At 66.5% G+C, this 12,068-nt stretch carries 12 protein-coding genes; 5 read left to right on the plus strand and 7 right to left on the minus strand.

What is annotated here, in order from left to right; genetic code table 11:
• Positions 1 to 154: 154 nt before the first annotated feature.
• The 4 genes from ACQEVO_RS01155 to ACQEVO_RS01170 form a co-directional block, all read right to left on the minus strand.
• Positions 155 to 832 (minus strand): response regulator transcription factor, encoded by a 678-nt coding sequence (locus ACQEVO_RS01155; protein ID WP_432907842.1) that lies wholly within the window; start codon positions 830 to 832, stop codon positions 155 to 157.
• Complete coding sequence (locus tag ACQEVO_RS01160; protein ID WP_432907845.1) at positions 829 to 2,019, minus strand: sensor histidine kinase; 1,191 nt, start codon at positions 2,017 to 2,019, stop codon at positions 829 to 831. Before ACQEVO_RS01160 ends, ACQEVO_RS01155 begins: the two co-directional genes overlap by 4 nt.
• 266 nt (positions 2,020 to 2,285) lie before the next feature.
• On the minus strand, positions 2,286 to 2,492 hold the full coding sequence (locus tag ACQEVO_RS01165; RefSeq protein WP_432907847.1) for a DUF397 domain-containing protein: 207 nt from the start codon (positions 2,490 to 2,492) through the stop codon (positions 2,286 to 2,288).
• A 21-nt stretch (positions 2,493 to 2,513) separates the two neighbouring features.
• The gene (locus tag ACQEVO_RS01170; protein ID WP_432907850.1) at positions 2,514 to 2,921 is read right to left on the minus strand and encodes a helix-turn-helix domain-containing protein; all 408 of its coding nucleotides are present in this window, start codon (positions 2,919 to 2,921) and stop codon (positions 2,514 to 2,516) included.
• A 313-nt stretch (positions 2,922 to 3,234) separates the two neighbouring features.
• Here ACQEVO_RS01170 and ACQEVO_RS01175 point away from each other — a divergent pair, with 313 nt between their 5' ends.
• The 4 genes from ACQEVO_RS01175 (at position 3,235) to ACQEVO_RS01190 (ending at position 6,444) form a co-directional block, all read left to right on the plus strand.
• Positions 3,235 to 4,080, plus strand: coding sequence for an alpha/beta fold hydrolase (locus ACQEVO_RS01175; protein ID WP_432907852.1), 846 nt, complete (start codon positions 3,235 to 3,237; stop codon positions 4,078 to 4,080).
• A 4-nt stretch (positions 4,081 to 4,084) separates the two neighbouring features.
• A complete protein-coding gene (locus ACQEVO_RS01180; protein WP_432907854.1) occupies positions 4,085 to 4,858 on the plus strand; it encodes a MerR family transcriptional regulator in 774 nt (257 codons plus the stop codon).
• Positions 4,859 to 5,080: 222 nt separating this feature from the next.
• Complete coding sequence (locus tag ACQEVO_RS01185; protein ID WP_432907857.1) at positions 5,081 to 5,728, plus strand: MspA family porin; 648 nt, start codon at positions 5,081 to 5,083, stop codon at positions 5,726 to 5,728.
• Between the two features lie 8 nt (positions 5,729 to 5,736).
• Entirely contained in the window at positions 5,737 to 6,444 is a 708-nt protein-coding gene (locus tag ACQEVO_RS01190) for an MspA family porin (protein ID WP_432907859.1), read from the plus strand.
• Between the two features lie 221 nt (positions 6,445 to 6,665).
• Here the strand turns inward: ACQEVO_RS01190 and ACQEVO_RS01195 are convergent, their stop codons facing one another.
• The 3 genes from ACQEVO_RS01195 to ACQEVO_RS01205 form a co-directional block, all read right to left on the minus strand.
• Positions 6,666 to 8,243: a hypothetical protein gene (locus ACQEVO_RS01195; protein ID WP_432907861.1), complete on the minus strand. Its 1,578-nt coding sequence runs from the start codon at positions 8,241 to 8,243 to the stop codon at positions 6,666 to 6,668.
• A gap of 182 nt (positions 8,244 to 8,425) precedes the next feature.
• Positions 8,426 to 9,655 carry a PucR family transcriptional regulator gene (locus tag ACQEVO_RS01200; protein WP_432907864.1) on the minus strand — a complete coding sequence of 410 codons (1,230 nt, stop codon included), beginning with the start codon at positions 9,653 to 9,655 and terminating at the stop codon, positions 8,426 to 8,428.
• A 258-nt stretch (positions 9,656 to 9,913) separates the two neighbouring features.
• Positions 9,914 to 10,543: a TetR/AcrR family transcriptional regulator gene (locus ACQEVO_RS01205; RefSeq protein ID WP_432907867.1), complete on the minus strand. Its 630-nt coding sequence runs from the start codon at positions 10,541 to 10,543 to the stop codon at positions 9,914 to 9,916.
• 126 nt (positions 10,544 to 10,669) lie between these two features.
• Here ACQEVO_RS01205 and ACQEVO_RS01210 point away from each other — a divergent pair, with 126 nt between their 5' ends.
• Positions 10,670 to 12,043 carry an ABC1 kinase family protein gene (locus tag ACQEVO_RS01210; protein ID WP_432907869.1) on the plus strand — a complete coding sequence of 458 codons (1,374 nt, stop codon included), beginning with the start codon at positions 10,670 to 10,672 and terminating at the stop codon, positions 12,041 to 12,043.
• Positions 12,044 to 12,068 lie beyond the last annotated feature (25 nt).

The raw sequence follows: 12,068 nt of genomic DNA on the forward strand, positions 1-12,068 counted from the left end.
CGCTGGTAACCGGGTCGGATGATCACCGGACGTTGTCGCCGTACTGCTGGTCGGTGCGAAACGGGCGCAACGCATTCGACGTGCAGATCCCGCGGCGGTGCGGTGCCGGACGAAAAGCCGGCCGGGCAGCGGCGGCTACCGCGGCTGCGGCGAGCTATGGGGTCGTATCACACAGCCCGGTCTGATAGGCGATCACGACCAGCTGTGCGCGATCCCGGGCACCCAGTTTCGTCATGGCGCGGCTGACATGGGTGCGTGCGGTGGCCGGGCTGAGGAACAGGGCGGCGCCGATCTCGTCGTTGCTCATACCCTGCCCGACCAAGGCAAGTACCTCGCGCTCACGACCGGTGAGTACCGCGAGCCGGTCCTCCGCGGATTGCGCAACCCGGCGCCGTGCGGTGAACTGACCGATGAGGCGGCGGGTGACCCGCGGCGCGAGCAGGGCCTCACCGGCAGCGATCACCCGGATGGCGTGCAGTAGTTCGGCGGGGCCCGCGTCTTTGAGCAGGAACCCGCTGGCGCCCGATTGCAATGCCTCGAAAACATTGTCGTCGGTGTCGTAGGTGGTCAAGATCAGCACCTTGACCTGCTCCAGCCCCTTGGTCTCGGCGATCCGTGCGGTGGCGCGTATCCCGTCCAGCTTCGGCATCCGGATATCCATGAGCACGACATCGGGGCGGGTGCTGCGCGCCAGTTCGACAGCCTCCGCGCCGTCGGTGGCCTCACCGACCACCGTGATGTCGTCCTCCAAGTCCAGCAGGACCTTGAATCCCGAACGCACCAGCCGTTCGTCGTCGGCGAGCAGCACTTTGATCGGCGGGGCCGCGTTCACAGGTGTGCCCCCACCGGAGCCAGCGGCAGGCTGGCGACGACCTCGAAACCGCCGCCCGATCGGGGTTTGGCATCGAGTTCGCCGCCGAGCAGCCGGCAGCGTTCGCGCATCCCGGCGATTCCGCGGCCCGGCGCCGAACCGGTACGCCCGGGCACCGGTGTGCGGGGGCCTTCGTCGATCACCCGGATGTGCAAGGCGTCGGCCACGGGTTCCAGTGTCACCGTCACCCGGGTGGGCCCCACATGGCGGATGACGTTGGTGATGGATTCCTGGACGATGCGGTAGGCCGCGCTGCCCACCGTGCTCGGCAGTGCCGGCACGGGTTCGGGTTGCTCGACGGCGATATCGAGCCCGGCCTCGCGGGCCTTGCCGGTGAGTTCGCGGATCTGGTCGAGCCCGGGGAACGGTTCGCGGCCGTCGCCGTCGCGGAGCACACCGAGGATGGCGCGCATCTCCTGCAGCGCGCGGGAACTGGTCTGTTCGATGGTCTGCAAGGCCCCGCGGGCCTGTTCCGGCCGCTTGTCCAGTACATGCGCGGTGACCCCGGCCTGCACGTTGATGATGGCGATGGCATGGGCGACGGTGTCGTGCACCTCACGCGCGATCCGCAGCCGTTCGGCGTCGACGCGCGCCCGGGCCTCGTCCTCCCGCGAGCGTTCCGCCAGCTCCGCCCGCGCCTGCGCGTCGGCGGCCATCACCCGGCGCGATCTGGCCGATTCGCCGAGCATCGTGCTGATCACCGACGCCCCGATCCGGAAGAACACCCAGCCGATGGCCGAAACCGGCTCCACATCCGCCCCGGCGATCAACCAGCCCACCGACAGCACCGCGATCCCGGCCCCCGCGATCCGCAGCGATCGCCGTCCGTCGCCGTAGGCGGCGAGCGTGTACAGGGCGACGAAAAGCCCCAGGTAGGACATCCGGTCGGGGAAATCGAACGCGAAATAGACCAGGCTGGCCACACCGGTGATCACGAACACCGCCACAGGCCGCCGCCGGCGCGCGACCACTACCAGGCCACTCACGATCAGCAGCAGATACCCGACCCCGGAAACCGGTGTGGAGGCCGGTTCGAGCGGTACCGCGATCATCGCGCCGAGCACCTGGATCACCGTGACGAACAGCGCCAGCGCGATATCCGGAAACCGCCGGGCAGACAGTTGTCGTGACACCGCCCGCAGATCCATGTCGCGACAGTACGTCATCCGCTGCGGCGTATGCTCCCCCTCCGCGCGCGGCCGCGTACGACGAGCGACGTACCCCGCCGTGCTGTTCCTACGTGCAATCGCGTAGCCGCCGACTCGTCCGCAATTTCATGGTTAGAACTATGTTTATTAGAAGTACGCTTCTACACGGTGTCGACCCTGCGAAGGGGCAACAGGCGCCATGGTGATGCTCTCGACGGGGGATGCACACCGCTCCGGCACCGGTCGCGAAATCCGGTCCCCTAGGCCTACGGCCGATCGAACGCCCCAGCTCGAGCAGCTGCGGCGAAGGTGTCCCATTGGCCCGGGCCGAAGACCAGGGCTGGGCCGGTGCGATTCTTGGAGTCCCGGACGCCGACGTGCCCACCGTCGAGGAACGCGACCTCGACGCACTCCTTGGTGCCGCCGCTGCGGCTGCTCTTGAACCATGTGGCGTCGGATAGGTCGATGTTCACCGGTGGTGCTCCCTCGCGAGATTACGCAGCAGATTGCGGCTGCCGACCGCGTCCAGAGTTGCCTGCTGTATGCGATCGTATGCGATAGGTGGTGAGAGATCGTGCGGCGGACTCCAAACCCATGTAGACGCTGAAGTTGTCGGGAATCACCCCGCCGTACTCGTGCCACCACGACTTCTCGGCCGCTTGCTGCGCCAATCCCCGTAGCCCCGCGGCGCGTTCGCTCTCGATCCCGTAGATCTCGATCAATCCGTCGAGATCGCGAATCCGGATCTTCTGGTTCTGCCCCGTCTCGATGCGCTGGAGACTGCTGCGGCTCCACTCCATGAGGTCCGCCGCATCCGCCAGCGTCAAACCGACCGCTTCCCGCGCCTCCCGCAGGTACCTGCCCAGCTGGCGCCTGGTGATACTGCTGTCCCGCTCCGTCAAAACCTTCCCCTTTTGCCTGGATGAGAAAGCACCGAACGGGGATCGATCCTCACAGCCGCGCGGTAGCGGCACCGAGGTTCCGGGATCTTGCTCCGGGTTCCCGGTCAAGCCGAGTGTTCGCGCTGGTCGCGTCCCGATTTCAGTATCATCGATGACCGATTTACGCGGTTGCGCAACATATGCCGCGTAACAGGCCCGGCCGGTATCGGTGCGATTACAGGTGTTCGCCGCGGGCAATCCGTGCCGCGTCGTCCGGCAACTCGCTCCGGCCCGAGTTGACCTTGACGTCGGGTCAACCTCGCACCATGGTCGCATGACCGGCGAAATAGAAAGCGGCTCGGAAAGTTCTCGGAAACGCCTCGGCTCGTTCCATTTTTCGGTCGACCACGGCGACGGCACCATCTCGGTGTCCCGTGGCGGCCGGGGGCGGCCTGTGGTTCTCTGCCCGGGCCTGTACTCCACACAGGCGGGGCTGCAGGTGCTGATCGAGTTGTTGCGGCGCGACCACGACGTGGTGGCCTTCGACCTCCGCGGGCACGGGCTCAGTTCGGTCGCGGGGAAGTACACGTTCGCGGGGTTTCGTACGGATCTGACCGCGGTGCTGGCGGAGCTGAAATCCGCCGGGCCGGCGCCCGTGCTCGTGGGCTACTCGCTGGGGGCGGATCTGGCCGTGCATTACGCGTCCGAGCATCCCGGCGCGGTGGCCGGGCTCGTACTCGTCGACGGGGCGAATCCGATACCGGAGCCGTTCATCCCGGCGGCGGAGGTACCGGAGTTCCGGGCGATGTGGGAGAGCTCGGAAGATGCGGACGGAATGGACGACGCCGCCCACCGGGTGTTGCTCACCGGAAATGAGGCCCTCGAGCTGAACCTGGAACTCGACGCGATCCGGACCGGGGAGTTGCTCGGCCGGTACCGGGATATCGGTGTGCCGATCAGCATGATCATGGCGGCCTCGATGGCGGGTACCGGCCGCGACGAGCGGACACGGTGGCGGAATCGGAACTGGCGGGCCGGAATCGAACGACTCACCCGCGAGCGGCCGGATATCACTACTACCTGGCTGGATGCCGATCATCAGCTGGTGATCACCCATGCGACCGATATCGCGCGGATCGTCGCGGCCCTCGTCGCCCGGTTGCCGAGTCCGGGAGACTGAACCGATGCTGACCATCGGCGAACTCGCGTCGTATGCGGGGGTGACGGTGCGCGCTGTGCGGCACTATCACGCCAAGGGCCTACTGCCGGAACCGGAACGCGACCACTCCGGCTATCGGCGCTACGACGCCGGTGCGCTGATCGAACTGATCAAGATCCGGACCCTGGCCGAAGCCGGCGTACCGCTGCTGCGTGTGCGGGAACTGCTGGCAGCCGGCGAAGCCGAATTCGCCACGGCGGTCGCCGAGATCGACCGGCGGCTGTGCGCGGAGATCCGGGAGCGGCAGCAGCGCCGGGACCGGATCGCCCGTCTCACCGCCGGAGAAGGCCTGGTGCTGCCGCCCGAGGTGGTGGGTTTTCTCGACCGGCTCCGCGCGCTCGGTATCGACGAGCGAATCGTCCGCTTCGAACGCGACGGCTGGATTCCGCTGGCGGCGCACTCGCCCGAGCGGGTTCCGGAGTGGATCGCCCGGAAACAGAAGCAGTTGAGCGACCCGCGGCTCATCCACTTCTACCGCACGCTGGGCCGGGTGCTCGACCTGCCCGGTGGCGATCCGGCACTCGTCGAACTGGCCGATTCGATGGCCGCCTACATCACGCAGCTGGCCGATGAGCACGGGGCGGACTACCTCGACGACTCCCAGCTCCCGGCGCCGTTCGCCGAGCTGCTGGACACGATGGCGTTCGACACCGCACCACCGGCGCGCCGGTTGATCGAGTTGCTCCGGGCGCGCGGCTGGACGGGTTGGACCAAACTCGGCCGGGTGGACACGCGGTAATTCGGTTCGGTGCCCGGCGATTCTTCTGAAGATATGACGATTCGTACCTGCCGGCCTGTCCGGTCCGGACGCGCCGATTATGGGCGCTGAACTGCATTCCTGGGCGATCGGTGCCGCTATCGAGGTTGTCACGTTGTATCGGCTGTCTTAGCGTTGCGCTCGAAAGGGGCCCGCCGGAATTGCGTCGGCGCGGCTTTGTGACGAAATGGTGGGGGAATCCCGGTGAAAAGTAAAATTGTCCTGTCTCTTGCGGCCGTGCTGGGGATCATCGGTTCGGCCGGCGGGGAGGCCGGGGCGGAAGTCGTTCGGCTGCCCGGGCACGAGCAGTCGATCACGACGCCGGATGGTTGGAATATCACGGTCGGACATCGCGATGAGGTCGTGAATCGCGTGGTGCCGTTGAACGGAATCGGCTCTACGCGCGAGGTATTCGCCACGAACCAGGCATTCGGTGAACTCGGTGGCTCGGGTACGCCCTTGGCGGGCGTAGTGCTGAAAACGGGATACCACCTCGGCTGTGCCGTCAACATCACCGGTGTCACCCTCGGTGCGACCGTATCCGCGGGAATCTCCCCGGGTATCGTCATCACCCCGAGTATTCCGATGCCGACCGTGGGCGCGAATATCGGGCCGAGCTTGTCGGTAGCCCCCAGCTTCAGCGTTGCCCTTGCTCCGGGGCAGGTGGTGGACCTGCCACTCGGTGAAAAGGTGCTGGCGGGCCCTGAGGCCTTCATCACCAACCGTGACGCGCATGTGAAAATCGACGGCTGCGTCGGCCATGCCAGTATTCGCTCGTATGCGATCATCGCGGCGAAGAGCGCCGCCGCGGACGATTCGGTTGCGGTGTACGGCAACCCGGTCACCGTCTGACCCCGCGAATGACCATGATCAGGCATCGGACTCGAATCGCCGTTCTGGTTTTCGCCGCCGCTGCGGTGGCACTCTCGCCCCTCGGTCATCCATCGGCGGCAGCCGAGGTGGCCTTACTCGGTGCCCACGAACGGTCGGTCACCTCGGTGGATGGGCGCGCCTTGCGGGTAGGACACCGGGCAGAAGAGGTCGACCGAGTGACCGGCGGTCTGCTTTTCCCGCGGGCCGCCCTGGTGAGCAACGAGGCATACGCGGCGGTGTCGAGTCGTGGAAAGACACCGCTTACCGATGCCGAACTGACCATCGGTTACCACGTCGGTTGCGCGATAGCGTTGGCGAAAATATCCACCGAGGTGAAAACGCTGCTGTCGGCGATCGGAGTGAATATGGAGCAGGGTGTATTCGCCGGCCGTTCGACCATTGTCGTGAAGCCCGACGAGACCCTCCCGCGCTCGCGGAATGCGAGCACAGTCTATCCGGGCATGAAAGTCGAACCCGAGGTGACTGTGACTCTCGAATCGGGGTCTATCGCCGATATTCGGATGGCCGTTGCGCCGGTGCGTAACGGCCGCGCACACGCGGGAATACGGCGCACGAGCATCAGCGTCGACGGCTGTATCGGGCCGGTCGCGATCAGGTCCTATGCGGCGTTGACAACCAAATCCGCACTTGCCGACGAGACGGTTGTTGTCTACGGGGATCCTGCCCTGCTCTGAGCAGGAGGGGCGCTGCGCGCCGACGATGATTGCTGCGGCGGCCCGTCCCGTCATGAGGTCGACGAACACGTTGGCTCGGCGGCGGTGGTACAGCCGACCTCCGCGCCTGTGGGTCGTGGACGAACTGACGCATCGCCCAGGACAGCTGAGCGGCCACCGTGCAGCGGCCGAGGTTCGCCTCGCGCCGCTGCACGGTTTCGTTGTGGTGGGTGCCGGCCGTGCTAGCTCGCAGCGCCGATCGCACGGCTGTGGTCGTCCTGATCCGCCGTACTGGAACGAAGCAGGAACTCGGTGATTCGCGGCGAGGTACCGGAATCGACCAGGCGGCGTGCCAGGGACAGGAGACTACCGCGGTACAACAGCGACGGATCGCCGCCGGATTCCGCCCAGGCGTGCGCATCGGCAGAGAGCCGACATCGAATCAGCAACGTGGCGCGTTCCTGCGACACCCAATCCGCCAAACGCTCCCAGCGCAACAGCAGGTGGTGACTCAAGCGGACGATCCCGTCGTCGATGGTGATCAGTCCGGATCGGATCATCATGTCGCGTATGGCGCCGCCCGCGTCGCCGATACTCCGGCCGAATTCGTCGAGGGGAAGGCGGCGGCGGGTGTCGTCGGCATCGTGGCGCACGGCAACCAGGCTCAGCAGCATACGTTTGGCGGGTTCGCGTTGTTCGGAGGCCAGTTCTTCCCAGAACTCCTCGGCTGCCCGGTGCAGGACGCCTTCGATACCGTCGATTTCCCGGTAGGTGGCCGACGTCAGCCGCCCACGGCGCCGGTGCGGCCACATAGCCCGCATCGCTGCCGACAGGATCGCGAGCTCGGTGGGGGAGATATCCGAGCGACTTCCGCCGGCGGATCCGCCTCGGACGGCCGCGATCAGTATCTCTTCCAAACCTGCTTCGACCTCCACCCCCAGCCGCTGGGCCGGGACGGTGACCACGGCACGTAATTCGTCGGGCGTCATGGTGCGCAGGACGTAGCGGCGATGCTGCGCGCAATCACGCAGCAGTTCGTAGGACGCGCAGCCGCCGACCGCGTCCGATCGCATCGAAACGAGCACTACCGCGGTATCGGTCAGCGCTGCGACGGTCGTGAGCATCTCGGCCCTGTCGGGTTCACCGAAGGAGTCGCCGAAGAAATCTTCGAACTGATCGATGATGACGAGGCGGGAACACGGTATCGCCCCGGTGGCGTTTCGATCGACGGGTTGCCCCGCGAGATGCCGAAGCTCCGCGAGGGCAGGGCGAGCGCCTTCCGTCAGTGACACGGTGGATATCGACGATATCGATGGCTGCCGAGCTTCCACCGCGGGTATCAGGCCCGCACGCAGTAGCGAGGTTTTCCCGACGCCCGCCTCTCCGCTGAGCACGATGATTCTGTCCGCTGCTGCTGCGGCAATCGCGTGATTCACCATTGTGCCCAGTTCGAGGAGCGATGACTCGCGACCCACGAACGACAGTACGTCGGTTTCCGACAGCGGCCCCGGCAGGGGGAACGGGCAGTGTGTGTCCGTGGACGCCTGTCCCTGTGTTTTCGCCTGTGCCCACAGGTGTTTCCAGATTCGGATATCGACAAGTTCCCGGGGCGCGGGATGCGGTTGCCTCCGCGTCGCCTCGATGAGCGCCGCCAGCACGGGCAGCAGGATCTCGAAGCGGGCCGGCACGGCCCGGCCCGCCTTCCAGTCGCTGATGCGCTGTGCGGATACCGGCCGCTGCGACCCACCCGCGGCTACGACACGCCGGTTCGCCGTTGTGGCGAGCTGTCGTAGCGAGGGGCTGCCCGATGCCCGGTGCAATGCGTCGAATCGACGCGCGAACTCCCCACGCGGTGTTGGCCGAGCCCCTTGCCACACCCTCCTGTCCACGTCGATGCCCCTCCCGATTCTCCAGCGCTGTTCGCTGACCGACGAAATATCTATCGGTCAATTGGACGGCGTAGCTCGACCATCGGTTCCATTGAGTTCGAACGTGTTTCGTGTCAGGCAAGGGCCGGGCCGCGGGAGCGGCGGGCGACCAGGGAACTGTAGAGGTACCACCAGGTGCGGGCGTTCGTGGGATCGAGGCCGGTGAGCTCGCCGATGCGCGCCAGGCGGTAGTCGACGGTGTTGGGGTGGATGTCGAGTTGCCGGGCGGTGCGGGTGCGGTTGCGGTTGGTGTCGATGTAGGTCTGCAAGGTCTGCAGCAGTTCGGGGTGGTTGTCCAGCGGGTCGAGGAGCCGGTCGAGGCGGGTGCGGCCGACGCCCGGGCGGGTCAGCTGGTATTCGAGGGCCAGTTCGGCGAAGCGGTGGACCCGGGCCTCCAAGCCCAGCTGTTCGACGATATCGAGCAGTTCGTGGGCCTGGCGGGTCGCGGCCGGTATGTCGCCGGGGGCGGAGCACACGACGGTCGCGGTGATATCGACATGGGTTGCGCCGGAAAGGTTCCGGACGAGTTCATCGATACCGTCCTCGGTGCACGCGTCGGTGGGGACGAGGATGGTTCCGCCGTCGACCGAGAGCAACGGCAGCGCCCGGCGGTCCAGCAGGGTGGCCAGGGCGGACTGCAATCTGCGCAGTTTGCGGCGGGCGACGACCTGGCGGTCCAGGCGCGGGTCGCTCTCGTCCCGGTGCGCGGGCACGGCGAGTGCGAGCACGTAGTAGCGGTCCGCGATGGGGATACTCGCGTCTCGGGCCATGGCGGTGGTGCTGTGGCCGCCGAGCAGGGCCGAGGTCACCGTGTGCACATCGGTGTGGTGTTCGGTGGCAACATTTTTGAGTTCCCGGATGTACGTTTTGCTGACCGTGGACGTGATCAGGGCGAGCAATTCGACCGAGGCGGTCATCGCCGCGGTGATATCGATACCGGGTTCGCGGCCGGTGCGCGGAATCAACAGGTCCAAGCCACTTTTCACGCCTTGGTGGGCGGCGTGCAGCACGGTGCCGATCGCGACGTCGTCGCGTGCCCAGGCGGCGGCCGCGGATTCGAGGCGGTCGAGGTGCTGTGGCGGGCGCTCGCCGCGCAGCCGCTGGATCAGCCAGCGCAGACATACCCGGATCACCGCCGTGAGTTCGCCCCGCAGCGCATTGCCGGGGTCGGTCGCACACAATGCTCCGGACCGGGTGAGGTGGGCGGTCACCTCACGTGCCAGCCGATGCACATCGGTTGCCGGTGGGGCGGGGAGATGTTTGCCCGCATCGAGTTCGTGGCGAACGGCGCTCTCGACAATCACCGGGGACCTCCTTGTCACCGCACGATCCATATGCCCGGCGCGACGGCCGGGAACCGAGCCGACGCCGGTCACGGTGTGCCGGGCGCCGGTTCTGATCACACGGTAATCTGAGCTACCGCTCACCTTCTACTCCGCTTTGAGTGACCGGCAGTTACCCCTAAATTGTGGCGTTTACCGGCGAAAATAGGACTGTTGATCAGGTGATGCGGCGTTATGCGGAGCTGATTGCCCGAACCGCTCACATTTCGCCGGAGGCATTCAGGCGGCCGGGCGACGCGCGATCTCGGATTCGAGCCAGCGCCCGATCATCCGGGCGGTCATACTCAGCGCCGTCCGGCGCTCGCCGTCGTCGACCTCGAGGGCGGAGGCCCGCAGCACTGCCGCGAACATGGTGTTGATCAGAACGAAAGTCATGGTGTCGTATTCGCGATCGTCACCGGGACCCAGCAGCTGAATCAGCATCACCTTGACCAGGATGCGCAGGCGGGGCTCGAACTCCGGTATGCCGCTGTTGTAGAACTGCACCCCCGCCACCAGCGCTCGTACCAGCGGCGCGTTGGCCACCAGTTCTTCGGTGATGATCTCCAGGAATCCGGCAACCAGTTCCTCGGGTGAATACCCCGAGGGGCCGGCCAGCTTATTGGTGATCCGCTGCTCGATGGTCTCCAGCAACCGTTCGAGCAGCTCGTCGACGATAACGGCCCGGTCGGTGAAGTAACGGTAGACGGTGCCGATACTGACGCCGGCTTCCGTCGCGATCCGATTCGTCGAGGTGTCGGCGATACCGCGTTCGCCGAAGAGCCGGGCGGCGGTATCGAGAATGTGCTCGCGGGTGGCCCGCGCGCGTTCCTGGGTCGGGCGCCTACGCTGACCTGCTCTGGCGGGCACCGCTTCCTCCTGTTCCTGCGCAAAAGACGAGCGTGCTCAGCTTAGTGCGGCCGGTAGCCACTCGCGGAGACGTCGCGCCGACGGTAGTGTGACCGCCGTTACACGGGGGAGTTCCGGGAGGTGCGGATGGCAACGGATCGGGTTCCCCGCGGGCGTCTTGTCCGGGGAAGCACGCTGGGCAGGCTGGCCGCGGGCCAGGTGCTGCGGGAAGCCGGCACCAAGGTCGCGATGCTGGGCAAACCCGAACAGGCGCGGCGCGCTCTCGCCGAACGATCGACCCTGCAGGCAGCGCAGCAGATGGTCACGGTGCTGGGCGGAATGAAGGGCGCCGCCATGAAGCTCGGGCAGATGCTGTCGGTACTCGATATCGACCTCGTGCCGGAATCCCACCGCGAACTGTTCCGCCGTAAACTCGCCGAACTGCGCGATTCTGCTCCGCAGTTTCCCTTTTCGGCGATGCGCGCCGTGATCGAGGATGATCTCGGGCGCCTGTCGGCGGTTTTCACCGATATCGACGAGACACCCATTGCCGCCGCCTCCATCGGCCAGGTCTACCGAGCGCGGCTGCGCGACGGTCGCGTCGTGGCGGTCAAGGTGAAATATCCCGGTGTCGACGAGGCCGTGCGCGCCGATATGCGCAACCTGAAACTGTTCGGCAAACTGTGGAAAGCCACGCTGCCCAGCGCCGCCGACGCGGGAGTGCTCGACGAGATAGCCCGCAATATCAGTGGTGAACTCGACTATCCGCGCGAAGCACGCAATCAGCGCCGCGTCGCGAAACGCTACCGCGGGCATCCCTTCGTCACCGTCCCCGATTGCGTCGACGAGTACTGCGGACCCAACGTTCTGGTCACCGAGTTCGTGGACGGACAGCCGTTCGATGCCCTGCGGGCACTGCCCGACGACGACCGCGCCCGGCTCGGCGAGTTGATCTATCGCTTCTACATCAACTCCTTGTTCACCGATTACGAATTCTGCGGCGACCCGCATCCCGGGAACATGCTGCTCGCCGCGGACGGCCGGCTGGCCTTCGTCGATTTCGGTCTCTACCACCGGATGGAGCCGGTGCACGCCGATTTCGAACGCGACTGCCTGCGCGCCGCCGGGGAGATGCGCGGGCAGGATCTCTACGACGCCTGGGTCGGCCGCGGGATCATCGACCCGCGCGCCGGTGTCACCGTGGACGAATGCCTGAACTACGTCTGGGCGGCCGCGGGCTGGCATCTGCTCGACGACGAGGTCACGATCACCCCCGAACTGGCCACGGGCGCGGTGGTTCTCGCCATGGACCCCCGGGCGGCCGAATTCCGCGGGATGCACCAGCAGTTACTGCCACCCGAGCATGTTTTCTCCCGCCGCGCCGACCTTTTCACCTTCGCGGTGCTCGGCCAGCTGGTCACCACCAACAACTGGCACCGGATCGCCCTGGAATGGCTGGAGGGCGCGAACCCCACCACCGAGATCGGACGGGCGATCGCGGGCTGGCGGGCCGCCTGCTGAGAAGCCGGCCGGAAATACATCCCGG

The organism is Nocardia sp. CA-290969 (genome assembly GCF_050936135.1).
In the GTDB taxonomy this organism is placed as follows: Bacteria; Actinomycetota; Actinomycetes; order Mycobacteriales; family Mycobacteriaceae; genus Nocardia.